Below are 26,834 nucleotides of genomic sequence, written 5' to 3' on the forward strand. Positions count from 1 at the left end.
GGACCCATAACCCCAGGGAGTAGTTTGGCGAAGACTCGGAGTGACCAGCTCGCTTCATAACCACTCCCTGTGGTTATGGGTCCCGGGCTCGCTTCGCGCCCCGGGACGACAGTGGAGGGCGAGGCGAGCGCGTCGCCTCCCCTGCTACATCACCCGTAGACAAACGCCTTGTCGTCGAGGTCCGTCTTCGGGATCTCGTCCTTCTCGGTCCAGTAGTCCTGGCTGTGCTGCCATTCCGGCTTGTCGCCGCGCTTGGGCAACAGGTCCATGTTGCGCATCATGTAGCCGGGGTTGAAGTTCTCCGGATCGATCCAGGGCAGGATCGGCATGTTGTGGTCTTCAGGCCGCAGCTTGACTTCGACCTTCCTTGCACCCTTCGCCTTCATGTGGCCGAGCAACCGGCAGACGAAATCGGCGACGAGGTCGACCCGCAGCGTCCAGCTGGCGCGGAAGTAGCCGAACACCCAGACCATGTTCGGCACGCCCGTGAACATCATGCCGCGATAGGTGACGGTGTCGCCGAAGGCGAGCGGCTTACCGTCGATCTCGAAGGCGATGTCGCCGAGCGCGGCAAGATTGAAGCCGGTCGCGGTGACGATGACGTCGGCCTCGAGCAGCTTGCCGGACTTGAGCTGGATGCCGTTCTCGACGAAGCATTCGATCTCGTCGGTGACGACGGAGGCCTTGCCGCTGGCAATGCCCTTGAACAGGTCGGCATCCGGCACGAAGGCGATGCGCTGCCGCCACGGCCGGTATTTTGGCGTGAAGTGGGTCTCGACGTCGTAGTCGGGACCGAGCACGGCCCTGATCTGGCCGATCAGCTCTTTCTTCACCTGCTCGGGCTTGGACACGCAGAGCTTGGTGAAGGCGTCCTGCTCGAACAGGATCTTGCGCCGGACGATCTCGTGGATCCAGGCTTCGTCGACTTGCAGCCGGCGCAGCTCTTCCGCGATCTCGATCGCGTTGCGGCCGAGGCGGAAGTAAGTCGGCGAGCGCTGCAGCATGGTGACATGGGCGCACTTGTCGGTGATGTTGGGCACCAGCGTTGCCGCGGTCGCGCCCGAGCCGATCACCACGACCTTCTTGTTCGTGAGGTCGAGATCGTCGGGCCAGGTCTGCGGATGGACGATGCGGCCCTTGAAGCGGTCCATGCCCTTCCATTCCGGTGTGTAACCTTCGGAATGACGGTAATAGCCCTGGCACATCCAGAGGAAGTTCGCGGTGAAGGTCCTGGGCTCGCCGGTGTCGGTCGTCACCGCCTCGATGGTCCAGAGATTCTGCTCGCTCGACCAGCTCGCGGAATTGATCTTGTGCTTGTAACGAATGTGCCGCGCGATATCGTTCTCGTCGATCACCTCCTTCATATAGGAGAGGATCTCCTCGGCGGTCGCAATGGGCGGGCCGACCCAAGGCTTGAAGCTGTAGCCAAAGGTATGGAGATCGCTGTCGGAGCGAATGCCGGGATAGCGATGTGTGCTCCAGGTGCCGCCGAAAGTTTCCTGCGTCTCCAGGATGACGTAGCTCGTGCCCGGAAGCTGCTTCTGGATGTGATAGGCGCTACCGATGCCGGAGATGCCGGCGCCGACGATCAGCACGTCGAAATGTTCAGAACCCTGTTTGGCCGTGGCGTGACTGCGAACAGCGACATTCATTGTTGCTTCTATGCCTTGCTTGTCTTTGTGGCCGTCCTTGATGGACAGCGCGTTTCCTCCGCGACGGGCATGATCACCCGCCGCGCCTCCGCTTCAAAATGACATAGATCAAGTCGCGGTCAAATCACAGAGCCGCACCCCAGCTCCGCGCGGTCTGCAAGATCCAGTCGCGATAGAGCGTCAGCGGCGTCAGGCCGGTCAAGCCCCCGCAACCGTCGGCGTTGTTCGGTCCTGTCGACCAGCTGATGAGGCCGACGAGCACGGGACCGTTCGGCCTGTCCTCGAACACGGGACCGCCGGAATCGCCGGTGCAGGCGCCAATTCCGTCGCGAACACCGTTGGTTACCGGATCGACCAGGCGAATCTGGAGCGTGCCGGGCTGTCCGGTTGCAACGAGGCCGGCAACGCGCGTCGTGCCGCCGCTCTTGCCGTCACCGCGAACCGTGACGCCGATGCCGGCGATGACGAAGCGGCTGCCGACCTGAATCGGAATGGTCGGCGCGCCGACCATCACCGTGGATTTTCCTTTCAATGGAATTTCCAATTGCAGCAGCGCCACGTCGGCGGTGGCGCGATGCGCCTGCATCGCCTGCATGTTGAAATTCGGATGGATCGCGACGGTGCGCACGTTCAGCAATTGCGGCTGGCCGTCGGCGCCGCGATCGACGACCTTGTAGTCCGCGCCGGGCTGCACGCAATGGGCGACCGTCAACACCAGCTTCGGGGCGATCAGGCTGCCGGTGCAGAAATTGCCGCGCGAGCCGACAATGGTGACGACGGCGCGGGCGACGCCGTCGGCCTGCGGCGTGCCGCCGCCGACGATGGCGAAGGCTGGCGTCGCAAGCAGCAGCGCGGCTGCGATGAAAGCGGCAGGCATCTTCATGGGAACAGGCATCGGATGAAGGCGGGCGATTGCTTCGGACTGGTTCTTGGCGATAGCGCATGCTAGCCCTGTTGGAAAGCAATTGACGAGGGCAGGACCTTGGCGATCGAGGCGGTGATCTTTGATTTCGGCGGCGTGCTGACGAGCTCGCCCTTCGAGGCGTTCACGCGGTTCGAGACCGAACGCGGCCTGCCCGCCGATATCATCCGGCGCACCAACGCCGCCAATCATCTGGAAAACGCCTGGGCCAAATTCGAGCGGGCCGAGGTCGATATCGAGACGTTCGACGAATTGTTCGCTGCCGAATCGCTCGCGCTCGGCGCGGAGGTGCGCGGTCGTGACGTGCTGCCGCTGCTGCAGGGCGATCTGCGCCCGGAGATGGTCGAGGCCCTGAAGCGCATCAAGGCGAAATTCAAGACCGGCTGCATCACCAACAATCTGCCGGCCAACGCGATCGGCAGCATGACGGGGCGCTCCCTCTATATCGCCGAAGTCATGGTGCTGTTCGATCACGTCATCGAATCCGCCAAGATCGGCCTGCGCAAGCCGGATCCACGCATCTACCAGATGATGGTCGAGACGCTGAAGGTCGATCCGAACAATTGCGTTTATCTGGACGATCTCGGCGTCAACCTGAAGCCGGCGCGTCAGATGGGCATGACGACGATCAAGGTCACGAGCGGGGCGCAGGCGATCGCGGAGCTGGAGAAGGCGACGGGGCTGAAGCTGCGGTAGCGTGTCATTCTCCGTCATTGCGAGCGCAGCGAAGCAATCCAGACTGCATCCGCGGAGGAATTCTGGATTGCTTCGCTGCGCTCGCAATGACGGCCGTGGCGAGATATCGCCCGGCCAAGGCTACTTCACCGCAGCAGAGCTCCGCTCCGGAAACGCCGCCGCCAGCGATGCGCGATCCGGCTTCAGCACGCCGCGCTCGGTGATGAGACCGGTGACGAGCCGCGCCGGTGTCACGTCGAAGGCGTAGTTCGCGACCGGCGAGCTCTCGGGCACGATGCGCACTGTCTCCAGCCGGCCGTCCGAGGTGCGGCCGGTCATGTCGGTGACCTCCACGCCGCTGCGCTGCTCGATCGGGATGTCGCGGATGCCGTCATGAACGGCGAAATCGATCGTCGGCGACGGCAGCGCGACGTAGAACGGCACGCCGTTGTCATGCGCGGCCAGCGCCTTGAGGTAAGTGCCGATCTTGTTGCAGACATCGCCATTGGCGGCGACGCGGTCGGTGCCGACGATGGCAAGATCGACCATGCCATGCTGCATCAGGTGCCCGCCGGTATTGTCCGGGATCACCGTGTGCGGCACGCCGTGATGGCCGAGCTCCCAGGCGGTGAGCGAGGCGCCCTGGTTGCGCGGACGCGTCTCGTCGACCCAGACATGGACCTTGATGCCGCGCTCGTGCGCAAGATAGATCGGCGCCGTCGCCGTGCCCCAATCGACGGTGGCGAGCCAGCCGGCGTTGCAATGGGTCAGCACGTTGACCACGTCGCCCGGCTTTTTCGCCGCGGTCGCCTCGATCAGCTTCAGGCCGTTGTCGGCAATGCCGCGGTTGATCTCGACGTCCTGCTCGGCGATCTCGTCGGCGCGCGCATAGGCCGCTTCCGCTCGTTCCACCGGATCGATCGGCGCGAGCGAAGCGCGCATCTCGTCCAGCGCCCATTTCAGATTGATCGCGGTCGGCCGCGCCACGACGAGGGTGTCATAAGCGCGTTGCAGCCCGGCGTCGGAGGCGTCCTCGCGCATCGCGAGCGCCATGCCGTAGGCGGCGGTGGCGCCGATCAGCGGCGCGCCGCGCACAAGCATGTCGCGGATGGCAACGGCCGCATCTTCACACGAGGTCAGCTGCGCAATGACGAATTCGTGCGGCAGCCGGCGCTGATCGATCGCCCCGACCGACCAGCCGTCGCGCTCGCGCCAGATGCTGCGGAAATGCTTGCCGTCGACCTTCATGGCATTCTGCCTTTTCGTTCTAGTCTCACGCCCGCAGGATGCGCCCGGCCACCGCGTCGAGCTTCTTCAGGAGCTCGGGATCGCGCGCCTCGGGCGCCGTGATCAGCGCGCTGTCGAGCGCACGGTCCGAACCGATCGGGCACGGCTCGTGCTCACGCGGAAAATCCTTGGCCAGCCGCGCCACCAGCGCCTTCGCCTTGTCGGCGTTCGAATTCAGCACGCGGATGATGTCCTGCACCGTGACCGCATCGTGGTCGGGATGCCAGCAGTCGAAATCCGTCACCATCGCGACGGTGGCGTAGCAGATCTCCGCCTCACGCGCGAGTTTCGCTTCGGGCATGTTGGTCATGCCGATCACGGAATAGCCCAGCGTCTTGTAGGTCATGCTTTCCGCGTAAGTGGAGAATTGCGGTCCTTCCATGCAGACATAGGTGCCGCCGCGCGCGATCGCGATGCCTTCCGCTTCCGCGGCGGCCGCCAGATGGATGCGCAGCCGCGGCGAGACCGGGTGCGCCATCGACACATGCGCGACGCAGCCCCGGCCGAAGAACGAGCTCTCGCGCTTGTGGGTGCGGTCGACGAATTGGTCGACGAGAACGAAGGTGCTCGGCGGCAGTTCCTCCTTGAAGGAGCCGCAGGCCGAGAGCGAGATCAGGTCGGTGACGCCGGCGCGCTTCAGCACGTCGATATTGGCGCGATAATTGATGTCGGAGGGGGACAGCCGATGCCCCTTGTCATGCCGCGGCAGGAACACGACCGGCAGGCCAGCGATGGAGCCGCGCCGCAAGGGCGCGGACGGCTCGCCCCAGGGGCTCTCGATCACCTCTTCGCGCGCACCCTCGAGGCCGGGCAGGTCATAGATGCCCGAGCCGCCGATGATGCCCAATACCGCCTGCGCCATGCCTGCTCCACCCTGTCCGCCAATGTGACATGGTTAAGCTATGCCAGTTTTGCGGCGGATTTGGAACGGGGTGGGGAGATGCGCCCCCTGGTTAAGCCGCGGTCGCCGGCTGCAGCTGGGTCGCCACCATGCGCTCCAGCGTCTCGACGGACTGGAAATTCTCCGGCGTGATCTCGGACTGCGGGATGGTGAAGTCGAATTCGGCCTCAACGCCGAGCATGAGATTCACCATGTCCATCGAGGTCAGGCCGATATCGACGAGCTTGGCCGAGGGCGTAACGTCTGCGGGAAGCGAATTCTGTTCGAGGATGCCCTTCACCAGCTTGATGATGCGATTGCGCAAATCGGTATCGAAGGCCTGCATCGGCAAATTCCCATCTGTCTATCGGGTCGGACCGGACTGCCGGCTACGATGGGTGCGGGCTGCCGGTCCTGCAATGGGCGGCACCAATACTTCGCGTTTCTTAGTAAACGATGACTCGGATTGTCGAAAAATCCAGGCTTCTTCCAGAGTCCTAACGCGATGGGAGAAAATCCGGTGATGCGAACAACCGAGCCTTAACTGTTCGTTCGGAATCGGGTTTTGTTTACCCTCTATTTCATCGACGAATTTGAATTAAATCCGTAGCCTCGTCTCACAAGCAAAGATCGCCGGAGGATCGCTTCAGCGGCATCGCGAATGATGCCGGCGATCTCGAACGGCAAACGGAGGCGGACGAGTATGAACGTGCGTGAAGCAGTCCTCACTGGCGACGAAATGCAGACGAGCTTTCTCGAGCAGGGTCCCTCCCTGATCGAGCGCGCCGCCCGGACCGCCGCAGCGGCCGCGGCCGACGCAGACGGGGTCGATCGCGACGCCCGCTTCCCGCACAAGGCCTTCGACGTCGCGCGTGATCAGAAGCTGCTCGGCGTGATGGTTCCGGTCGAGTTCGGCGGCTTCGGCGCCTCGATCCACGACGTCACCGACATCTGCTACACACTCGGACGCGCCTGCGCATCCACGGCGATGATCTACGCGATGCACCAGACCAAGGTCGCCTGCGTCATCAGGCACGGCCATGGCATCCCCTGGATGGAGACCATGATGCGCCGGGTCGCCCGCGACCAGTGGCTGCTCGCCTCCTCCACCACCGAAGGCCAGAACGGCGGCAACATCCGCGCCAGCGCCGCTGCGGTCGACCATGCCGGCGATACCGTCTCGCTGGTGCGCGACGCCACCGTGATCTCCTACGGTGCCGAAGCCGATGGCCTCGTCACCATCGCCCGCCGCGCCACCGACGCCGCCGCCTCCGACCAGGTGCTGCTGGCGCTCGCCAAGGACGATTATTCGCTGAAGCGGACGCTGGGCTGGGAAACGCTCGGCATGCGCGGCACCTGCTCGACCGGGTTCGAGCTGAAGGTCGACTGCCCCGCCGACCGCGTCTTCCCGGAATCCTATGACAAGATCCACGCCCAGACCATGACGCCGTTCGCGCATCTGTGCTGGTCGTCGGCCTGGGCCGGCATCGCCGCTGCGGCGGTGACGCGCGCACAGGGCTTCATCCGAAAGGCGGCCCGCGCGTCCGGCGGACAGATGCCCCCGGCCGCGGCGCACTTCACCGCCGCCAAGATGTCGCTGGCCAAGCTGCGGGCGCTGATCGCCGCCAATATCGACGCTTTCGCCCGCGTCGAGCATGACGAGCGTGCGCTGACCTCGCTCGACTTCCAGTCCTCGATCACGCTTTTGAAGGTGCAGGCCTCCGAGCTCGCGGTCGAGACCGTGATGCACGCGATGCGCACCGCGGGCCTTGCCGGTTACCGCAACGACGGCGAGTTCACCATGGGCCGCCACCTCCGCGACGTGCTGTCGTCGCCGATCATGATCAACAACGACCGGATCCTGGCCAATGCCGCGACATCGACATTGATGAGCGGGGTGCCGACGAGCCTTCGCGACTGACGTGCCTCCGCGACCGCTTCAACAAGAACAATTTTGAGATAGCAGGACATCGAACCATGAATATTGCCGTCCTTCCCAATTCGCCCGCCACCGCGCCGCAGACGATCGATCCGCTCGATCATCTCGCTGACAAGCTGTTCCACCGCATGGGCGCCGATGGTGTCTATGCCCGCACCGCACTCTATGAGGGCATCGTCGAGAAGCTCGCCGCGCTGATCACCGGTCATCGCGAGGCTGGCACCGAGGTGATGCGCTTCCCGCCGGTGATGAGCCGCTCGCAGCTGGAGAAGTCCGGCTATCTCAAGAGCTTTCCGAACCTGCTTGGCTGCGTCTGCGGTCTGCACGGCACCGAACGCGAGATCAACGCGGCGGTGAGCCGCTTCGATGCCGGCGGCGACTGGACCTCTTCGCTGTCGCCGGCCGATCTCGTGCTGTCGCCGGCCGCCTGCTATCCGGTCTATCCGATCGCGGCGAGCCGCGGCCAATTGCCGAAGGGCGGCCTGCGCTTCGACGTTGCCGCGGATTGCTTCCGCCGCGAGCCCTCGAAGCATCTCGACCGGCTGCAATCGTTCCGGATGCGCGAATATGTCTGCATCGGCAGCCCCGACGACGTCGCCGATTTCCGCGAGCGCTGGATGGTGCGCGCGCAGAAGATCGCGACCGACCTCGGCCTCACCTTCCGCGTCGACTATGCCAGCGATCCGTTCTTCGGCCGCGTTGGCCAGATGAAGGCGGTGAGCCAGAAGCAGCAGCAGCTCAAGTTCGAGCTCCTCATCCCGCTGCGCTCGGAAGAGCAGCCGACGGCGTGCATGAGCTTCAACTATCATCGCGAGCATTTCGGCACGACCTGGGGAATCCAGGATGCCAACGGCGAGCCGGCGCATACCGGCTGCGTGGCCTTCGGCATGGACCGTCTGGCGGTAGCCATGTTCCACACCCACGGCACCGATCTGTCCGCCTGGCCAGCCAGGGTGCGGGACGTCCTGAGCCTGCAGCCGCCTGTCGCGGCCGAGGCCCATGGCGAAGGCTGGCGCTGACACAACTCACGAGGCCGGCCATTTCCACGGGCAAGACGAGCGTGATCCATACCAAGGTCCGATGCCGCGAGATCACCGAGTCCGACGTCGACAAGATCGCGGACTTGCTGACGCGCGGCTTCGTCGGCCGTTCACGCGACTACTGGATCCAGGGCCTGCGCCGCCAGGCCTTCCGGACCGTGCCGGAGGGCTATCCGCGCTTCGGCTACATGCTTGACGACGACGGCACGCCGGTCGGCGTGCTGCTCTTGATCTACACCGCACGCAAGGAGGGCGAAGAGACCGCCATCCGGTGCAATCTGTCGAGCTGGTATGTCGACCCGCCCTACCGCAACTACGCTCCGCTGCTGACCAAGATCGCCCAGCGGCACAAGCACGTCACCTATTTCAACATCAGCCCGGCGCCGTGGACCTGGCCGATCATCGAGACGCAGGGTTTTCAGGCCTATTGCCGCGGCATATTCTTCTCGGTCCCGGCGCTGGCGCGCGTGCCGCGCTGGAGCGAGATCGAGGTCATTCCGCCGCACGCCAAGGAGATCAAGGGGCTTTCCGAGGCGGAGACCGAGCTGCTGACGCGACATGCGCGCTACAATTGCCTCAGCCTCGTCTGCCGCACGCCGCAGGGAACGTTCCCCTTCATCCTGCAACCGGTGCGCATCCGCCGTGGATTCATCGCACCGCCCGCCATGAAGCTGATCTATTGCCGGAGTGCCGCAGACTATGCCGAATGCGCCGGCCGCATCGGACGGCTGCTGCTGCGGCTCGGCAAGATCGCGGTGGCGGTCGATGCCAATGGTCCGATTCCCGGCCTCTTCGGCATCTACACCGAGCGGCGCGGCCGGAAATATTTCAGGGGCCCGCACCAGCCACAGCTCGGCGATCTCACCGATACGGAGCTCGTGCTGTACGGGCCGTAGTTGGAGCCACAGCCAACAATCCAGCACCGTCATCTTCGTCATCGCCGGTCACCCTCCGTAAACTAACGCGCTTAAGGGAATTTTCCGGCCTCTTCGCTAGCCTCGGCGGCTGAATTAGGTTGCATTCAGTCTATCGCCTGCCGAGGCCTTGCCGACCCATGACGTCGACCCGCGACAGCGAGCTTGGTACAGGCCGTGAGCAGAGCCCAGGCGCCCTGGTCGCGCTGAGCCAGCTTGCGCTCGACCACATGGAGCAGGGCGTCTGCGTCTACGATGCCGACAACCGGATCGTGCTGGCGAACCAGCGCTACCTCACGCTGTTCGACATGTCGGCCGACATCGTGCGGGTCGGCACCAGCTACCGGGAGGTGCTCGCGCACAGTGCAAGCCGCGGCAACTTTCCGCAAGACCAGCTCGACGCGTTGTATTCGACGCGAATGGCACAGATCGCCGCGGGCAAGCCGTTCCGCACCGAGCAATTGCTGGCGAGCGGCCTCGTCATGTCGCTCGAGCTGAAGCCGCTCCCCGGCGGCGGCTGGATGACGATCTGCGACGACGTCACCCGCCTCGCCCGGCTCGAAGCGGAAGTGCGCGTTCAGACCGAGCGCAGCCAGCACGCGCTCGCCAACATGTCGCACGGTTTGATCATGTACAACGTCGACAGCCGTGTCGTCGTCTGCAACGAACGGTTCCTGAAGCTTTATAACCTCGATCCTGACATCGTGAAGCCTGGCATCGCGCATTCCACGGTGATCGAGCACTGGATGTCGCGCGGCAACCTGCCGGGCATGTCGGGTGACGAATTCTACCAGAGCCGGCTGGAGGATGTGCGCAGCAGGAAGCCGAAGACGCTGCTGGTGATGCGCTACGACGGACGGATGGTGCAGGCGGTCTCCCGCTTCCTGCCCGACGGCGGCTGGGTGACGGTGCACGAGGACGTCACGGAGCGGCTGCAATACGAGGAAACGCTGCGGCAGCAGAATTTCATGCTCGATGCGGCGCTGGAAAACATGGCGCACGGGCTCGCCTTCTATGACGGCGACATGCGGCTTCGGATCTGCAACACCACCTACCGCAAGATCTACCTGTTGTCGCCGGAGGAGGCCCGGCCCGGCACCCATCTGGCCGAGCTGATCGAGCGATCGATGGCGAACGGCGCGTTCAACTCGGAGTACAGCCCGCAGCAGATCCTCGAAGCCGCCCGCGCCCGGATCGCGAGCCGTGACTCCTCGCCGATGCGCCGGCGCATGTCGAACGACACCGTGATCTCGGTGCGCTATTGCGCGCTGGCCGAGGGCGGCTTCGTCGCCACCTATGAGGACATCACCGAGCGCGAGCGTGCGATCGAGGAGCTGAGCGAGCAGTACCGCCGGTTCGATGCGGCCCTGAACAACATGAGTCAGGGCCTGTGCATGCTCGACGCGAGCCTGCGCGTGATCGTCTGCAACCGCCGCTACATCGAGATGTATGGATTGTCGCCGGAGATCGTGAAGCCAGGCGTCTCGATGCGGGAGATCATGGAGCACAGCTGCGCGCTCGGCATCCATCCGAACATGACCGGCGCCAAGCTCTATGCCGACTACGTCGAGAGGCTGCGCGAGGGCGAGCACACGCTGCACCGCCATTTGAACGACGGCCGCATCATCAAGCTCAATCACAAGCGCATGGAGCACGGCGGCTGGGTCGTGACCTATGAGGACGTTACCGAGCGCCACAAGGCCCAGGCACGCGTCGCGCACATGGCGCGGCACGATTCGCTGACCGACCTGCCCAACCGCACGCTGTTCCGCGAGAAGATGGGCGAGGGATTGAACCAGGTCGCGATCGCCGGCGGCGCCATGGCGGTGCTCTGTTTCGACCTCGACAATTTCAAGACCGTCAACGACCGCCTCGGCCACGCTGCCGGCGACCGCCTGCTGCGCTGGGTCGCGGCGCGCCTCAAGGAGAATGTCGGCGAGCACGATACCGTCGCGCGGCTTGGCGGCGACGAGTTCGCCGTTCTCCAGCGCGGGCCGCAGCCACAATCGGCCGAGGAGCTCGCCCGCCGCCTGGTCGACATCATCGGTCATCCGCCGCCGCTGGAAAGCCAGTCGATCCATGTCGGCGTCTCGGTCGGCATCGCGATCGCGCCCGACCACGGGCTCGATGCCGATGAGCTGATGAAATGCGCCGACCTCGCGCTGTACAAGGCCAAGGCCAAGGGGCGCGGCGCCTATCAGCTGTTCGAGCCCGAGATGGAGGAACAGGCGCGCAGCCGGCACGCGCTGGAGCAGGACCTAGTCGGCGCGCTGGAAGGGCGTGAATTCCACCTCGTGTTTCAGCCGCAGATGCGGCTCGATTCCTCCGAGCTCACCGGCTTCGAGGCATTGCTGCGCTGGAAGCATCCCTCGCGCGGCTTCGTCTCTCCGGCCGAGTTCATCCCGATTGCGGAGGAGAACGGGCTGATCGTTCCGATCGGCGAATGGGTGCTGCGCACGGCCTGCGCGGCCGCCGCGTCCTGGCCCGGCGTCACCGTCGCGGTGAACCTGTCTCCGGTGCAGTTCCGCTCCCGCGCCCTGGTGGCGATGGTCACGAGCGCGCTCGCGGAAGCCGGCCTACCGCCGCAGCGGCTCGAGCTCGAGGTCACCGAGACGGCGCTGCTCGACGACAGCAAGGCGACCATCGACATCCTGCACCAGCTCCGCGGGCTCGGGGTGCGCGTCAGCCTCGACGATTTCGGCGTGGGCTATTCCTCGCTGAGCTACCTGCGCAAGTTTCCGTTCGACCGCATCAAGATCGACCGCTCCTTCGTCGGAACGCTCGGCGAAAGCCCGGAGAGCGTTGCCATCGTCAGAACGATCGCGAGCCTCGGCTCCGTGCTCGGCGTCGAGACCACGGCGGAGGGCGTGGAAACCGAGGAGCAGCTCGACTTCGTCCGCGAATGCGGCTGCACCGCGGTCCAAGGCTATTATTTCGGCAAGCCGTGTCTCGCCTCGGACGTCGGCCGCACCATCGAGACGCTGAACATGGTCCGGCGCGTGGCCTGATCGCTTCGGCCGCTCAAATTCCGCCTCTCGGCACGCGACCAAACGACGAATTGTCGCATATGTCGGCTCTGTCCGCGTTAGCTGACCGACGGCCGCACAGCGATGTGCGCAATACGCTTTTCTTCTCCGTCAAATTCAGGAACAATCGCCTCACAAGAACGAGAGACGGCGCCCCCAGAGAGGCGCCGCGAGGGAGGCTTTGGATGTCGGGATACGGGCTGAAGACGATTGCATTTGCCGCGGTGCACGCCGTCATGGGCGCATTGCTCTCCACGGCCGTCAATGCGCAAGACTATCCGACGAAGCCGATCACGTTGATCGTGCCTTGGCCGGCCGGCGGCTCGACCGATATCTCGATGCGCGCGATCGCCGACAGCGCCTCGAAGGTGCTGGGCCAACCGATCGTGATCGACAACAAGGCCGGCGGCGGCGGCACGGTCGGGCCGGCGACGATGGCGGCGGCGGCGAAACCGGACGGCTATACCATCTCGCAGATCCCGATCACCGTGTTCCGCCTGCCGCTGATGCAGGAGGTATCGTGGGATCCGGCAAAGGATTTCACCTATATCGTCCATCTCACCGGTTACACTTTCGGCGTGACGACCAGCGCGGAATCGCAGTTCAAGAGCTGGAAGGACGTGGTGGAGTTCGCAAAGGCGAATCCGGGCAAGGTGACCTATGCTACGCCCGGCGCCGGCACCTCGCTGCATATCGGCATGGAGCAGATCGCCGCGATGTCCGGCATCAAGCTGACGCAGGTCCCGTTCAAGGGCGGTGCGGAGACCAACGCCGCCGTGCTGGGGCAGCACACCATGCTGCAGGCTGATTCCACGGGATGGCGGCCGCTGGTCGACGCCGGCAAGCTGCGGCTCCTGATGGTGTGGACCGGCGCACGGTCGCCGAACTATCCCGACGTGCCGACGCTGAAGGAGCTCGGCTATCCCATGGTCTATGATTCCCCGTTCGGCATTGCAGGGCCGAAAGGGATGGATCCCAAGATCGTCGCCAAGCTGCACGATTCCTTCAAGAAGGCGATCGAGGATCCCGCGGTGATCGCCACGCTCGCCAAATACGACATGGTGCCGAACTACAAGAGCACCGAGGATTACAAGAAATTCGTCATCGAGGTCACGGAGTCCGAGCGCAAGGTGATCGAAACGCTCGGGCTTGCGAAGAAATAGAGCCAAACCACCTGCGTGTCCCGGACGCGGTGCAGCGCTCCTTCAGCGATGCACCGCAGAGCCGGGACCCATCTTTTCGTCCACACTCATGGGCCCCGGCTCTGCAGCGCATCAGTACCTGCTGCGCTGCGTCCGGGGCACGAGAATCGCGATGAACAACGACACCAACGTCAAGCTCCGCCTCGGCAACTCCGAACTCTGGGGCGGGCTGATCGGACTCGCGCTCGGCGGCTTCGTGATCTGGTCGGGCTGGAGGCTCAAGCTCGGCACCATCAACGATCCCGGCTCCGGCTACGTGCTGTTCTACACGGGCATCCTGATGTGCGTGTTCGCAGGCGCGATCATCGTCTCGGCGATCACCGAGGGCGGGCCGACGCTGGCCTCGCGCTGGGAGAACGTGCGCTGGAGCAAGCCGCTTGTCCTCATCGCCTGCCTCACCGCGTTCGCCTTCGCGCTGGAGCCGCTGGGCTTCCTGCTGTCATCGATCCCCCTGATGCTGCTGCTGTTGCGGCTGATCGATCCGGTGCGCTGGACGCTGGCGGTCCCGATCGCGGTGCTGGTGCCCTCGGGCATGTGGTGGGTGCTCAAGCGGCTGCTGTTGATCCAGTTGCCGTCAGGTCTGTTCGGGATCGGCTGACCGCATGGATACGCTCGTCAACGTGGCACATGGATTCGGCATCGCGCTGCTGCCGGTCAACCTGCTCTACTGCTTCATCGGCGTCTTCATCGGCACGCTGGTCGGCGTGCTGCCCGGCATCGGCCCGATCTCGGCGATGTCGCTGCTGTTGCCGGTGACGCTGTCGGGCACGCCGGAATCAGGCATCATCATGATGGCCGGCATCTATTACGGCTCGATGTATGGCGGCTCGACCACCTCGATCCTGGTCAACATCCCCGGCGAGGCCGCCTCGGTCGTGACCTGCATCGACGGCCACCAGATGGCGAAGCAGGGCCGCGCGGGCCCCGCGCTCGGCATTGCCGCGTTCGGCTCCTTCGCTGCCGGCACCTTTGCGCTGGTTGCCTTGATGCTGGTGGCGCCGAGGCTTGCCAGCCTCGCCATTGCCTTCGGCCCGGCCGAGTATTTCAGCCTGATGGTGCTCGGCCTCGTCGTGCTCACCTTCCTCACCCAGGGATCGATGCCGAAGGCATTGCTGATGGCGTGCATCGGCGTCGTGCTCGGGCTGATCGGGCTCGACAGCATCACCGCGCAGCCGCGGCTGACCTTCGGCCGCATGGAGCTGATCGACGGCATCGGCCTCGTGCCCGTGGTGATGGGCCTGTTCGGCGTCGCCGAGGTGCTGCTCAACACCGAGCAGACGATCAAGCGCGACGTCATCAACACCAGGATCACCCATCTCCTGCCCAGCAAGGAGGACTGGAAGGCGAGCGCAGGTCCGGTCGGCCGCGGCACCATCCTCGGCTTTTTCCTCGGCATCCTGCCGGGCGGCGGCGCGGTGGTCTCGTCATTCGCGTCCTACGCGCTGGAGAAGCGGCTGTCGAAGACGCCCGAGCGGTTCGGCCATGGCGCAATCGAGGGCGTCGCCGGCCCGGAATCGGCGAACAACGCCGCGGCGGGCGGCGCCTTCATTCCGCTGATGACGCTCGGCATCCCCCCGAACGTAGTGATGGCGCTGCTGCTCGGGGCCTTCGTTATTCACGGCCTGCAGCCGGGCCCGCTGCTGATCACGCAGAACCCCGGCCTGTTCTGGGGCATCGTCGCCAGCATGTATATCGGCAACGTCATGCTGCTGATCCTGAACCTGCCGATGATCGGCATGTGGGTGCAGCTGCTCAAGCTGCCCTACAACATCCTGTTCCCCTTGATCATCCTGTTCACGATCCTCGGCGTCTACTGCTCGAGCAACAACGTGTTCGACGTCTATGTGATGATCGCGTTCGGGATCATCGGCTATTTCATGCGCAAGCTCGGCTACGAGCCGGCACCGCTGGTGCTGGCCTTCGTGCTCGGTCCGATGATGGAGAACAATTTGCGCAAGTCGCTGATCCTGTCGCAGGGCGATCTCTGGACCTTCGTGCAGCGGCCGATCTCGGGGGCGTGTCTCGCGCTTGCCCTGGTGCTGCTGATCGCGCCGCTACTGCCGTCGCTGCGCAAGAAGCGCGAGCTGGTGGCGCTGGACGAGGGGGCGTGAGAATTTGTAGCCGCGGGCGCGATCTCTTCCTTCTCCCCTTGTGGGAGAAGGTGGCGCGAAGCGCCGGATGAGAGGTTCTATCCGCGAATCTTATCGCGACAGTTTTGCACGCAGATAGAACCCCTCACCCGTCTCGCCGCTACGCGGCGAGCCACCCTCTCCCGCAAGTGGAGGGGGAAACAAGAACGCCGGGCGATTAGAACGATTAACTCCTACCCCGCCGCAGGCAGCACGCTGCCCGGCGGCACGCCCCACGGGCGCTCCGCCGAAGCCAGCCCGATCAGGCGGCCCTGGATGTAGTCGCAGCCCCAGTCGCGCAGCATGTTCGCCGCTTCCTCATCCTGCACCCATTCGGCGACGGTCTTGATGTCGAGGCGGCGGGCGAGATCGATCAGGGTCTGCACGAAGGCGCGGTCGTCGGCGGAATGGGTGATGTTCTGCACGAAGGCGCCGTCGATCTTGACGATGTCCACGCCGAGCTTGCGCAGATTGCGGAACGAGGTGTAGCCGGCGCCGAAATCGTCGATGGCGATGCGGCTGCCGAAATGCTTGAGGCGGCTGACGAAGGCGCGGACGTCGTCGATGTCCTGGATCGCGACCGTCTCGGTGATCTCGACGATCAGACGCTCGGCGACGCCGGGATGGGCCAGCATCAGCGATTCGATCCCCGCCCACCAGTCCGGATCCATGGTCGTATCCGGCGAGATGTTGAGGCTGAGGCAGACATCGGGCGCCGCCGCAAGCTCGGCGACCACGAGCTCGAGCACGCGATGATCGACCAGGCGGATCAGGCCGAGCCGCTCGGCGACCGGCACGATGTCGGGCGCGAGCAGCACCTGGCCGTCGCCCTGGTCCATCCGGACCAGGCATTCATGGAATGCGCGCTCGCGCGAGACAGCCGAGACGACGGGTTCATAGGCGAGCCTGATGCGGCGTTCGTTGAGCGCGGTAACGATCTCGTCGGTGACGCGGATGTTGACGCGGCGCTGTGCGTCGCGCGCGGCATCCGGGCGCCAGGCCGCGAACGAGCCGGAGCGGCGGCGCTTGGCGGCGTCCAGCGTCTCGTGGGCGCGATTGACGGCCTCGTCGGTGTTGCGCGCATAGCGCGGCAGGCTGACCGCGCCGATCGATGCGGTGACCGAGACCGGACCGGATTTGGTCGGCACCACCTCGTCGCGGATGCCGGCCAGGAAGCGCTCGGCGGCCACATTCATGTCGTCGACGGTGCAGTTCTTCAGGATCAGGCCGAACTTGTTGCCAGAGAAGCGCCCGAGCACGTCGCCGCCGCGCAGGCGCGCGCGAATGCGCTTGGCGATGTCGAGGATCACGGCGTCGGCGACGTCGAAGCCGAAGGCATCGTTGACGCGGGCGAGATGATCGATACCGACCAGCATGAAGGCGGCGGTCGAGCGGAAGCGGGTCGTCTCCTCGATCGCCTCGGCCAGCGCCGCGATCAGATGTGAGCGGTTGAGCTCGCCGGTCAGCGGATCGAGCCGAGCCAGCCTGCTCAATTCCTCATCGCGGGCGTGGCGCTCATTGTTGATGCGGACGGAGCCGATCGCTCGTGTGGGACGGCCGTCGGGACCTGCGAACCAGCGGCCAGTCTCCTCGATCCAGATCACGGGGTCGGAGGCGCTCATGCGCACGCCGTACTCGACCCGGTAGGGCGTGCCGTCGGCGCCGTGCACCGGGGACGTCAGCGCCAGCGCTGCCGTCCGCAGCGTTTGCGCGGGCTCGATCAGCTTGGCGAATTCGGCGCCGGTCGCGAGCCGCTCGGCGGGAACGCCGGGGAAGACGGCGCTGACCTGCTCACCCCAGACGATGGCATCGCTGGCGATGTCCCAGGCGAACACGGCCTGGCCGAGCGCGGCCAGGATGTCGGAGGCTTGCGGCAGTCCAGCGGTCAAAGTCGCCTCGTTTCGGGACAGTGGAGAAGTCCTGAGCCGGCACAGGATAGAGCCAGATTCGCCCCCGACCCTAGGCAAAGTTGATAAACAATTTGGAAACCACGTTTCCCCGGCGCGGGGAACCAAGCCGGCCCGGCCGGCATAGGCCTTGCGAGTACAGGACTCGCACCGGCGCCCGCGTCCCGAAACGCGACAGTCTCGCCGGATCAACGGTGATTGCGATGTTGAGTACTGATCGATCGGACGCGGCGGACAACGGCACAGGCACGGCCCTGGTGCCGCTGATGCCGACGTTGCAGTGGGTCCGCAAGGCGCCGCTGCCGCGCCCCGATCCGAGCTTCGTCACACAATTGATCGCCAATGCCGAGCAGCTGCCGCAAACGACCCGGCTACGCCGCGCCTCATCCGAGGATGCGCTGATGGCCTATGGCAGCAAGCGCCCGCTGCAAAGCGTCAGCGCGCGGACACGGCAGGTGGCTTGAGGCTAATTCGAAGTGAGATGGCGCTTCTTACCTCTCCCCGCTTGCGGGGAGAGGTCGGATCGCCTCGGCGATGCGTAGCATCGTCCGGTGCGATCCGGGTGAGGGGGTACAGGTCTCACGGCTATCTCATCCCCGGAGAGAGCCCCTCACCCCAACCCTCTCCCCGTAAGAACGGGGCGAGGGAGCACACTGGCGCCGCGGTGAGATGCGCGCAAATTCAGGAAAATCAGCGCGGCGGCGCGTCGGAAGACGGCGTGCCGTTCCCCGGCTGCAACTGCGGCGAGGGAATTTCCGGCGAAGGCGCGCCCTGCACGGGCTTGGGCGCAGGGTGGTCCATCAGCACGGATTCCGCGACGGACTGCGCGGAAGGGGCGGGCGGCGCCGCCGGTGCCGGCTGCGGCGCAATCACCGGCTCGAACTTGCGCTCAGACTCCACATCCTCCGCCGGCGCTTCGGCCCTGCGCTTGGCCTTGCGCGGCGCCGGCACCGTCGTTTCGGCGACATAGGTGACGCGGCGGCGCGTGCGCTGGGCAATGCCGCCGAGGAAGTCGGCCATCGCGAGCAGCACCAGCAGGAAATAGGTGGAATTGCCGAATTTGGGCCACATCACGAATTCGGCGGCGGCCGCGCCGAAGATGATCAGCGACAGCAAATGGTCCATCAGGAATTTCGAGCCCGGCCGCGCGCCCTTGACCACTTCGAGCAGCAGCAGCATGACGCCGAGCGCGAGCAGGAGATCCGCGAGCGTGACCGGCCAGGCTTCGCCCGTGATCATCGGCACCTTGAACAGCACGTCCGAGAAGGACACGCTGGGCATCAGGAAGGCGATGATGTTGTACACCGCGAGCGGAATCAGGAGCAGCGGGAAACCGACCATCGGCTTGATGCTTTCTCGATCAAGATATCCGGACAGAACAATGCAGCGGCGAAGCATCCGCTCCGCCGCCGTCACCGTCTATCTCATGGGTTGGCCGAATCGGGCGGGTCCGATCTCCCGCCCGAGAAAGATCCTGGCTTCAGGACTCTTTCTTCTTCAGGACCTGGCGGCCCTTGTACATGCCGGTCTTGAGGTCGAGATGGTGCGGACGACGGAGCTCGCCGGAGTCCTTGTCTTCCACATAGGTCGGCTTCTTGAGGGCGTCCGCCGAGCGGCGCATGCCACGGCGCGACGGCGAGGTTTTTCTTCTCGGAACGGCCATTTCAATATCCTCTAGGGATTGGTGTCATCAGGGCATCGTCCGCGAAGGGACGGCTCAGCACCCGCAATACGAGGCGAGCTGAATGCCGATCAAGGCCGCGCTTATAGAGGAAGGCTGGCCGTAAAGCTAGGCTCTTGGGCCGGAAAATGCGCCCGGAACGGGCCAAAAATCAGCGATTTTCGCGCCAACAGGTCGCAAGCGAGCTCGCCTGCCCCCGCGCCATATAGGTGGCCGCCAGCCGCCGGACGCCCGGTCCCGGGGTCCGGGCGCTGCGCTTGACCGGATTCGGCAGGATCGAGGCTAGAAGCGCCGCCTCGCGGGGCGAGAGGCTTTCGGCCGATTTGCCGAAGGCATAGGCGCTGGCCGCCTCGACCCCGAACTGCCCCTGCGGGCCGAGCTCGGCGATGTTGAGGTAGATCTCGAGAATCCGCTGCTTGGGCAGGACGAGATCGATCCAAAGCGCCAGCGGGAATTCGAGCGCCTTGCGGACGAAGTCGCGCCCCTGCCACAGGAACAGGTTCTTCGCCACCTGCTGGGTGATGGTGGAGGCGCCCCGGAAGGCGGTGCCGTCCTCCCTGGCGTCGTCGATCGCCTCGCGCAGCGCGCCCCAATCGATGCCGTGATGCTTGCAGAAATGGGCATCCTCGGCCGCGACCACCGCGCGCGGCAGAGAGGGCGACATATCGGCGAGGTCGATCCATTCCCGCTGCATCGGCGCGCCGCGCAAGCTGCGCCAGGCCATCAGCGTCGAAACAGGGTGGCCGGTGCGGTAGAACGGCGCGATCACATAGGGCGCGAGGACCACAACCGCGAGCACCACCAGCAGGATTTTGACGATGCGCAAATCGACCTTTCCGGCGCAAACTTAAGAGCGGCCACGGGCTGGAGCGTTAAGTCTGTGATAATTCGGGCCTTTTCCAGCACTTTTTAGGCCTTCCAAACGATTGACTGGCGCGGGCGCATAAAGGATTGTCCCGCCGAATTTTAGTTCTGGAGCCCCTCTTGATGACCGGCACGTCCCCGTCCGATTTCACCAAACGTCTGGACAAGACCGCTGATGACACCGAAGCCCTGCTCGGGCGCCTGCTGTCGGACGACATCCTGCACGACGAAATCGCCCGGCCCAAGCGACTGATGGACGCAATGCGGTATTCGAGCCTGAACGGCGGCAAGCGCCTGCGGCCGTTCCTGGTGGTCGAGAGCGCCGCCGTGTTCGGCGTGCCGCGCGAGGCGGCCCTGCTCGTCGGCGCCGCGCTCGAATGCATCCATTGCTATTCGCTGATCCATGACGACCTGCCGGCCATGGACAATTCAGACCTGCGCCGCGGCCGCCCGACCCTGCACAAGCAGACCGACGACGCCACCGCGATCCTCGCCGGCGACGGTCTTCTGACCCTCGCCTTCGACATCATCACCCGCGACGAGATCCATCGCGACGCCAATGTGCGGCTGCTCTTGACGCGCGCGCTGGCGCGCTGCGCCGGCATCGGCGGCATGGTCGGCGGCCAGATCCTCGATCTCGCCGGCGAAGGCCGCTTTGGCGGCAACGAGCCGATCGATGTCGCCCGTATCCAGCAGATGAAGACGGGCGCGCTCCTGCGCTACGGCTGCATCGCCGGCGCGATCCTCGGCCAGGCCTCGAAGGCGGAATATCAGGCGCTCGACGATTACGGCCGCGCGCTCGGCGAAGCCTTCCAGATCGCCGACGATCTGCTCGACGTCGAGGGCGATGCGGCCGCGCTGGGCAAGCCGGCCGGCGCCGATGCCGCGCTGGGCAAGACCACCTTCGTCACCCAGCTCGGGATCGAAGGCGCCAAGCAGCGCGTGCGCGACCTGCTCGCGCGCGCCGACAGCGCCGTCTCGATCTTCGGTGACCGCGCCGCCGTGCTACAGGCCGCCGCGCGTTTCGTGGCCGAGCGGAAGAACTGACTTAATCGTATCGCGCTTTAGCGTTCAGGGGATGCGGCTCCCCTTCAGTTGCAGACCTCGACATTGGCGTCGACGTGGGGGCCGCCGCCCCCGCGATAGACGAGGCGGCAACCGGGCCTGACCGGCCGGCAGAGCAGAGCGTTGCAAAAGATCTGACCGCTGCCGCTCGAAGCACGGTTCGCGCCAGCCGCAGCCGCACCGTAGCCGCCCGCTGCAGCACCGGCCTGCGGCCGCTGCCGTGCAGGGCGGTCCTCGCCGTCGTCGCGCCGCGAGATCGCGGGCTTTGACGCGGGCTTGCCGGCGCGCTTCTTCTCGCATTCATTGTCGTCGTTCAGCACATAGCCGTCGCCGCAAACGATCCTGGTGCACTTGTCGCCTTCGGCCTTGAAACCGTGCTCGCAGACCAGCGGGCAGACCCGCGACGGCCTGGCCTTGACCGCATCGAGTGCATCGGTGCTCGCCACCTTCACGTCGAGCTTGGTGCCGGCATAGCGGTTGAACTGCGACAGCGAACGCTGCGAGGACGTATTCCAATTGCCGTCGGCCGGCCCGGAGAAACAGCCGACGCGGCCGAGCTCGCTCTGCACCGAGCGGTTGAGATCGGCCGGCGCGGTCGCCGGGGTCAGCGAGGCGACGTTGGTGCCGGCGGCGCTCGCGGCCGGCGCAGCGCTTGGCGCCGTAGCGGCGAGATTGACGCGCTGTTGCTCGGCGGCGGCCGCCTGTTGCTGTGCCTGCTCCTTGGCCTTCTGCGCGGCAAGCTGCGCCTGTTCGGCAGCCTTCGCATCGGCCGCGGCCCTGGCTTGCGCATCCTTCTGCGCGCCGAGCGCAGCAAGGCGGTCGCGCTCGGCCTCGGCCTGCTTCGCCTTCGCGATCGCCGTCGCATGCGCCTGTTCGGCGCCGATCTTCTCGAGCTGGAGCTTGGCGAGGCTCGCATAGAACCCGTCCGGATGCTGGGCGAGGAAGGCTTCCCACGCCGGCCGGTTGCCGACCTGGAGCGCGAGCTCATAGTCGCGGCGGATATCCGCCTGGGGATTGGCCACGGGCGCCGCCGGCGCCAGCTTGACCGGCACCAGCGGCACGTCCTCGCCGCCGAGCGAGCCGTAGACGAACGGCTCCTGCTTGTTGCCGGTCGACTTCAGCACGTCGTCGCGCACGAAGCCGAAGGCACGGCGGACATCGAGGCCTGGCGTCGTCAGATGCTTCGACAGCGCGATGGTGAACGGGCTGTTGGCACCGTCGCCATCCTGCGCGGTGAAGCCGGCCTTGGCCGAATAGGCGATCAGCGTGTTGGGACTGGACGGCTCGACCTGGGCGAGGCCGCGGCCGATGCCGCGCGAGGCAATCGTGCGCTTCATCCGCTTGCTGAACGGATTGTCGCGGCAGGCATCGAGGATCACCAGACGCAGCTGCTTGGCCGGCTCGACCGCGACCAGGACACGGTCGAGCGAGAGCGCCTCGTCATAGACGTCGGTGTCGCGCTCGAGCTTGGCGTCCACCGGAATCAGATAGTTCGAGCCCTCGACCTCGATGCCGTGGCCGGCATAGTAGACCACGGCGATTTCGGCGTCGCGGGTCGCGTCGGCGAAGTCGCGCAGCACGCGCCTTGTGTCCAGCGCCGACAGATCGTGCCGGGAATCGACGACGTCGAAACCGGCCTCCTTCAGCGTCTTGGCCATCACCGACCCGTCATTGACGGGATTGGCGAGCGAGGGCGCGTGTTGATAGGCCGAATTGGCCAGCACCAGCGCCACGCGCTTTCCGGCCAAAGCCGGCCCGGCGCCGAACATCAGGCCGAGGGCGACGACAAGCGGACAAAGTCTCAGCAAGCTGCGCATGACACGACTTCCGATAGTTCCGGGCCGTGCGGCCCTTTGGGACCGCTTTAGCAACATCCACCGCCGGCGCTTGTGATGGAGGTCACGAAGGCGACCCCGACGACAGGCCGGACGCCCTCTTTTGTTTGTCGCGCCAACGCTGTCGCGGTTCGCCAACGAACGGCGGTGCGGACCGGGTTCCGTCAGACGACCCCGATGTGCTCCCGATATTGCGGCAGATCGTCCGCAATCTCATGCCAGGGCGCCTTCGAGCCGACGAAAATATGGGCGCTCGGCCGGATCGAGGGGGCATCGACCAGGGTTCCCATGGCAACGTGGACCCACTCTCCTTCGCGGACCCGGGAATAGAGCAGCGAGCCGCAGCGGCCACAATGCGCGTCATGGGTAGTGTCGTCGCCGACAATCATCCGGAGATCGCCGCCCCTGACAATGCGAAGCCTGTCCTGCCGGATGCCGGCGAAGGGCTTGAAGGCGGCGCCGGTGGTGCGCCGGCAGTTCGAGCAGTGGCAGTTCATCGCGTAGGCGAATGCATCGGCCACCTCGAAGCGCACGGCGCGGCAAAAGCATTCGCCGACAAGAATGCGAGCGTTCGAATTTTCTGATTCTGTCATCGTGACGCCTCTCGCAAATCGCCGACACACCCATAGCGCATTTCTGCATGTACGACTAAGTTGGCCCGAAGCCATCATGCAAGGGAACGATCCATGAGCCAGGACCGGTCGAGCGTCGAAGCCGTCGTGCAATCCTATTTTGACGGACTTTATGAGGGCGACGCCGACAAGCTCGGCGCCATCTTCCATCCCTCCGCCGATCTGCGCTGGGTCGAGAAGGGCGAGCTCCAGGTTCTGACCGTGCCGGACTGGCTCGACCGCGTGCGCAAGCGCGCCTCGGCCAAGGCCGAAGGCAAGCCGCGCGAGGACTTCATCGTCACCATCGACCGTTCGGACGACAAGACCGCCTTCATCAAGGTGCGCTGCCAGCTGCCGCCGCGCTATTTCACCGATTATCTGGTGGCGATGAAGCTCGCCGACGGCTGGCAGATCGTGTCGAAGTCGTACCGATATGATTTGAGGGAGTGACGGGCGCCGTTCCGCTGCCCGAATTCGGACGCACTCGCTATCCAATTCTCTGTCATCGCGAGCGCAGCTCTCGCCGCGTCATTGCGAGGAGCCCTTGCGACGAAGCAATCCAGAATCCCTCCGCGGAGACGGGCTGGATTGCTTCGTCGCTTCGCTCCTCGCAATGACAGTACGGAAAACGCGCTCTATCTCCCATCCCCACTCGCCTGGAAATTCCCATGCTGCTTGATCGCCGCTCCCTGCTCGCCTCGCTCTGCTGGATGGCCGCCTCTCCCGCTCTGGCCGCGGACGCGCCGCCGGAGTTCGAATCCTACGAGCGCGAGAGTGGCGGCCGGATCGGGGTCTACGCCGAAAATCTCGCGACTGGCGCAAAGCTCGCCTGGCGCGCCGACGAACGGTTCGTGATGTGCTCGACGTTCAAGGCTTCGCTCGCAGCTAACGTGCTGGCGCGGGTCGATCGCGGCGAGGAGCAGCTCGCGGCCATGATCTCCTATGGCCAGGCGGATCTGCTGGAATACGCACCGGTGGCGAGGCAAAATCTCGCGGCCGGCAAGATGTCGGTCGGCGAGATGTGCAAGGCCATCGTCGAGCTCAGCGACAACACCTGCGCCAATCTGCTGCTGGCGCGGATCGGCGGCCCTGCCGCGCTGACCGCATTCTGGCGGTCGCTCGGCGATACCACTTCGCGCCTCGACCACAACGAGCCCGAGCTCAACCGCTCGCAGCCCGGCGACCCCCGGGACACCACGACGCCGGCGGCGATGGCGGGAAATTTGCGCCGGCTGGTCACGGGCGAGGCGCTGTCGCCTGCTTCGCGGGCCCTGCTCACCGACTGGATGGTGAACTGCAAGACCGGCGCAAACCGCCTGCGTGGCGGACTCCCGGCGGGCTGGAAGATCGGCGACAAGACCGGCAACAACGGCAAGGACGCCTCGGGCGACATCGCGGTCGCCTGGCCGAAGCCGGACACGCCGATCCTGATCGCGGCCTATACCCAAGGCGGCACGCCGAGTGCGGCGCAGACCGCGGCGGCGTTCGCGCGGATTGGCCGGATGGTCGCCGAACGGCTGGCGTGAGCCGCGCATTGACGTAGCCGTCGCTTCCGGGTCAAGACAGACCCATCATGGAAGCGACGTTTCAGACCTTTCTCATCCTGCTGGCCGTGCTGGCAGGCGTGGCACTGGTCGCACGACGCTTCAGCGTCGCCCCTGCCATCCTGCTGATGCTGGCAGGCGTCGGCCTCGCTTTCGTGCCGGGCATGCCGACGGTGGAGCTGCCGCCGGAGCTGGTGCTGCTGGTGGTGCTGCCACCGCTGATCTACTCGGCCAGCGTCGCCATGAGCTGGCGCGAATTCAGGAAGAACCTGCGCCCGATCGTGCTGCTCGCGGTCGGCGCCGTGATCTTCACCACGGCGATGGTGGCGGCTGCCACGCACTACATGATCGGCCTGCCCTGGACCGTCGGCTTCCTGCTCGGGGCCATCGTCGCGCCCCCCGACGTGGTGGCGCCGCTCGCGATCGCCCGCCGCCTGAACATGCCGCGCCGCATCCTGGTCGTCCTCGAGGGCGAAGGTCTCGCCAACGACGCCACCGCGCTGATCCTCTACCGCTTCGCCCTCGCCGCGATCCTCGTCGGCCATTTCTCATTGCCGCTCGCGGCCGGTGAATTCCTCCTCATCGTCGCCGGCGAGATCGCCTTCGGCATCGGCGTCGGCTGGCTCTCCTTGCGCTTCCGCAAATGGTCCGGAGATCCGCAGGTCGAGCTGACGCTGTCGCTGATCACGCCCTATGTCTCATACTGGCTGCCCGAGCATGTCGGCGGCTCCGGCGTGATCGCCACGGTGGCCTGCGGGCTCTATGTCAGCTGGAACGGCCCATTGCTGATCTCCTCGGCGACGCGCCTGCAAGGCATCTTCTTCTGGGATCTCGTGATCTACCTGATCGAGGGCATGCTGTTCCTGCTCACCGGCTTTCAGATGCGCGCGCTCTACGAGAAATCGAAGACTTTTCCGCTCGACGACATTCTCATCGCGACCGCATTCGTCCTGGTGATCGTCGTCATCGCGCGTTTTGCCTGGCTCTATCCCGCGACCTATCTGCCGCGAATGTTCTCCAGGTCGCTGCGCGAGCGCGATCCGTCGCCGCCATGGCAATGGCCGTTCGTGCTCGCCTTCACCGGCGTACGCGGCGCGGTGTCGCTGGCCGCCGCGCTGGCGCTGCCGTTCGCGCTGCCGAACGGCGAGGCCTTTCCGTATCGCGACCTGATCCTGTTCGTCGCGTTCGGTGTCATCTTCGTGACGCTCATCGGCGTCGGCTTGACGCTGCCGCCGGTCGTGCGTTGGCTTGGCGTCGCCGAAGCCGGTCGTCACGAGCATGCCGCCGAGCACGAAGCGGAGATCGTCGCGCGGCGTCAGGCGCTGGAGGCCGCGCTGAAATCGCTCGACGCGCTCACTGCGGAAAAAGCGGTTTCCGACGAGGTGATGCGGCTGCTGCGCGCCCGCCACGATATCCGCCTCAACCAGCTCCCGGACTCGCTCGATCCCGACCGTCACGACATCTCCGCCGCCGGCACCGCTCTGACCCGCGATCTGATCGCCGCCGAGCGCAAATTCATCCACAACCTCCTGCGCGACGGCCAGATCACCGACGAGACGCGGCGGCGGATCGAGCGCGATCTGGACCTGGAGGAGGCGAGCCTGGCGAACCGGGAATATCGGGCCGGGCCGCTGTAACCTTTTGTCATTACGAGCGCAGCG

The 26,834-nt window shown here is 65.5% G+C and carries 24 protein-coding genes; 13 read left to right on the forward strand and 11 right to left on the reverse strand.

The annotated features are described in order from the left end of the window. Positions 1–149 precede the first annotated feature (149 nt). Both HZZ16_RS22150 and HZZ16_RS22155 read right to left on the reverse strand, forming a co-directional pair. Positions 150–1,652, reverse strand: coding sequence for a flavin-containing monooxygenase (locus tag HZZ16_RS22150; RefSeq protein WP_197951679.1), 1,503 nt, complete (start codon positions 1,650–1,652; stop codon positions 150–152). A gap of 124 nt (positions 1,653–1,776) precedes the next feature. Further along, positions 1,777–2,535, reverse strand: a complete 759-nt coding sequence (locus HZZ16_RS22155) for a S1 family peptidase (protein ID WP_246510308.1) — start codon at positions 2,533–2,535, stop codon at positions 1,777–1,779. A gap of 99 nt (positions 2,536–2,634) precedes the next feature. Between HZZ16_RS22155 and HZZ16_RS22160 the strand changes: the two genes are divergently transcribed. Continuing rightward, positions 2,635–3,270 (forward strand): HAD-IA family hydrolase, encoded by a 636-nt coding sequence (locus HZZ16_RS22160; protein ID WP_197951683.1) that lies wholly within the window; start codon positions 2,635–2,637, stop codon positions 3,268–3,270. Between the two features lie 120 nt (positions 3,271–3,390). On the opposite strand, the gene mtnA is transcribed toward HZZ16_RS22160, so the two are convergent. The 3 genes from mtnA to HZZ16_RS22175 all read right to left on the reverse strand — a co-directional run bounded on the left by mtnA (position 3,391) and on the right by HZZ16_RS22175 (position 5,762). Beyond that, positions 3,391–4,497: an S-methyl-5-thioribose-1-phosphate isomerase gene (gene mtnA / locus HZZ16_RS22165; protein WP_197951685.1), complete on the reverse strand. Its 1,107-nt coding sequence runs from the start codon at positions 4,495–4,497 to the stop codon at positions 3,391–3,393. Positions 4,498–4,522: 25 nt separating this feature from the next. Continuing rightward, on the reverse strand, positions 4,523–5,398 hold the full coding sequence (locus HZZ16_RS22170; protein WP_197951687.1) for an S-methyl-5'-thioadenosine phosphorylase: 876 nt from the start codon (positions 5,396–5,398) through the stop codon (positions 4,523–4,525). 91 nt (positions 5,399–5,489) lie between these two features. Beyond that, on the reverse strand, positions 5,490–5,762 hold the full coding sequence (locus tag HZZ16_RS22175) for a phosphopantetheine-binding protein (protein WP_197951689.1): 273 nt from the start codon (positions 5,760–5,762) through the stop codon (positions 5,490–5,492). 357 nt (positions 5,763–6,119) lie between these two features. On the opposite strand from HZZ16_RS22175, the gene HZZ16_RS22180 reads away from it, so the two are divergent. From HZZ16_RS22180 to HZZ16_RS22210, 7 genes are all read left to right on the forward strand, one after another. After that, complete coding sequence (locus HZZ16_RS22180; RefSeq protein ID WP_197951691.1) at positions 6,120–7,337, forward strand: acyl-CoA dehydrogenase family protein; 1,218 nt, start codon at positions 6,120–6,122, stop codon at positions 7,335–7,337. A 56-nt stretch (positions 7,338–7,393) separates the two neighbouring features. Then, the gene (locus HZZ16_RS22185) at positions 7,394–8,374 is read left to right on the forward strand and encodes an amino acid--[acyl-carrier-protein] ligase (protein ID WP_197951693.1); all 981 of its coding nucleotides are present in this window, start codon (positions 7,394–7,396) and stop codon (positions 8,372–8,374) included. A 41-nt stretch (positions 8,375–8,415) separates the two neighbouring features. Continuing rightward, the gene (locus HZZ16_RS22190) at positions 8,416–9,291 is read left to right on the forward strand and encodes an acyl-CoA acyltransferase (protein ID WP_197951695.1); all 876 of its coding nucleotides are present in this window, start codon (positions 8,416–8,418) and stop codon (positions 9,289–9,291) included. A 158-nt stretch (positions 9,292–9,449) separates the two neighbouring features. Continuing rightward, positions 9,450–12,317, forward strand: coding sequence for a PAS-domain containing protein (locus tag HZZ16_RS22195; RefSeq protein ID WP_197951697.1), 2,868 nt, complete (start codon positions 9,450–9,452; stop codon positions 12,315–12,317). A 203-nt stretch (positions 12,318–12,520) separates the two neighbouring features. After that, positions 12,521–13,498: a tripartite tricarboxylate transporter substrate binding protein gene (locus tag HZZ16_RS22200; protein WP_197951699.1), complete on the forward strand. Its 978-nt coding sequence runs from the start codon at positions 12,521–12,523 to the stop codon at positions 13,496–13,498. A 151-nt stretch (positions 13,499–13,649) separates the two neighbouring features. After that, positions 13,650–14,135 (forward strand): tripartite tricarboxylate transporter TctB family protein, encoded by a 486-nt coding sequence (locus tag HZZ16_RS22205; protein ID WP_197951701.1) that lies wholly within the window; start codon positions 13,650–13,652, stop codon positions 14,133–14,135. A 4-nt stretch (positions 14,136–14,139) separates the two neighbouring features. Next, complete coding sequence (locus HZZ16_RS22210) at positions 14,140–15,648, forward strand: tripartite tricarboxylate transporter permease (protein WP_197951703.1); 1,509 nt, start codon at positions 14,140–14,142, stop codon at positions 15,646–15,648. Between the two features lie 212 nt (positions 15,649–15,860). On the opposite strand, the gene HZZ16_RS22215 is transcribed toward HZZ16_RS22210, so the two are convergent. Then, positions 15,861–17,555, reverse strand: coding sequence for a bifunctional diguanylate cyclase/phosphodiesterase (locus HZZ16_RS22215; protein WP_197951705.1), 1,695 nt, complete (start codon positions 17,553–17,555; stop codon positions 15,861–15,863). A 221-nt stretch (positions 17,556–17,776) separates the two neighbouring features. Between HZZ16_RS22215 and HZZ16_RS22220 the strand changes: the two genes are divergently transcribed. Continuing rightward, positions 17,777–18,037, forward strand: coding sequence for a hypothetical protein (locus HZZ16_RS22220; protein WP_197951707.1), 261 nt, complete (start codon positions 17,777–17,779; stop codon positions 18,035–18,037). Between the two features lie 226 nt (positions 18,038–18,263). Here HZZ16_RS22220 and HZZ16_RS22225 read toward each other — a convergent pair whose 3' ends face one another. From HZZ16_RS22225 to mtgA, 3 genes are all read right to left on the reverse strand, one after another. Further along, entirely contained in the window at positions 18,264–18,914 is a 651-nt protein-coding gene (locus HZZ16_RS22225; protein ID WP_197951709.1) for a hypothetical protein, read from the reverse strand. Between the two features lie 139 nt (positions 18,915–19,053). Continuing rightward, positions 19,054–19,236 carry a 50S ribosomal protein L32 gene (gene rpmF, locus HZZ16_RS22230; RefSeq protein WP_024509484.1) on the reverse strand — a complete coding sequence of 61 codons (183 nt, stop codon included), beginning with the start codon at positions 19,234–19,236 and terminating at the stop codon, positions 19,054–19,056. Between the two features lie 169 nt (positions 19,237–19,405). Further along, on the reverse strand, positions 19,406–20,080 hold the full coding sequence (mtgA, locus tag HZZ16_RS22235; protein ID WP_197951711.1) for a monofunctional biosynthetic peptidoglycan transglycosylase: 675 nt from the start codon (positions 20,078–20,080) through the stop codon (positions 19,406–19,408). Between the two features lie 161 nt (positions 20,081–20,241). Here mtgA and HZZ16_RS22240 point away from each other — a divergent pair, with 161 nt between their 5' ends. Continuing rightward, a complete protein-coding gene (locus HZZ16_RS22240; protein ID WP_197951713.1) occupies positions 20,242–21,165 on the forward strand; it encodes a polyprenyl synthetase family protein in 924 nt (307 codons plus the stop codon). 44 nt (positions 21,166–21,209) lie between these two features. On the opposite strand, the gene HZZ16_RS22245 is transcribed toward HZZ16_RS22240, so the two are convergent. Together HZZ16_RS22245 and HZZ16_RS22250 are read right to left on the reverse strand one after the other, a co-directional pair. Next, positions 21,210–23,000, reverse strand: a complete 1,791-nt coding sequence (locus HZZ16_RS22245; RefSeq protein WP_197951715.1) for a caspase family protein — start codon at positions 22,998–23,000, stop codon at positions 21,210–21,212. 182 nt (positions 23,001–23,182) lie between these two features. Then, positions 23,183–23,611: a GFA family protein gene (locus HZZ16_RS22250; RefSeq protein WP_197951717.1), complete on the reverse strand. Its 429-nt coding sequence runs from the start codon at positions 23,609–23,611 to the stop codon at positions 23,183–23,185. A gap of 93 nt (positions 23,612–23,704) precedes the next feature. Between HZZ16_RS22250 and HZZ16_RS22255 the strand changes: the two genes are divergently transcribed. The 3 genes from HZZ16_RS22255 to HZZ16_RS22265 all read left to right on the forward strand — a co-directional run bounded on the left by HZZ16_RS22255 (position 23,705) and on the right by HZZ16_RS22265 (position 26,810). Beyond that, a complete protein-coding gene (locus HZZ16_RS22255; protein WP_025033299.1) occupies positions 23,705–24,079 on the forward strand; it encodes a nuclear transport factor 2 family protein in 375 nt (124 codons plus the stop codon). Between the two features lie 218 nt (positions 24,080–24,297). Further along, a complete protein-coding gene (gene bla / locus HZZ16_RS22260) occupies positions 24,298–25,155 on the forward strand; it encodes a class A beta-lactamase (protein WP_197951719.1) in 858 nt (285 codons plus the stop codon). Between the two features lie 47 nt (positions 25,156–25,202). Then, positions 25,203–26,810 (forward strand): Na+/H+ antiporter, encoded by a 1,608-nt coding sequence (locus HZZ16_RS22265; protein WP_197951722.1) that lies wholly within the window; start codon positions 25,203–25,205, stop codon positions 26,808–26,810. The last annotated feature ends 24 nt before the right edge of the window (positions 26,811–26,834 follow it).

The sequence above is a fragment of the Bradyrhizobium glycinis genome (genome assembly GCF_016031655.1).
GTDB lineage: Bacteria > Pseudomonadota > Alphaproteobacteria > Rhizobiales > Xanthobacteraceae > Bradyrhizobium > Bradyrhizobium glycinis.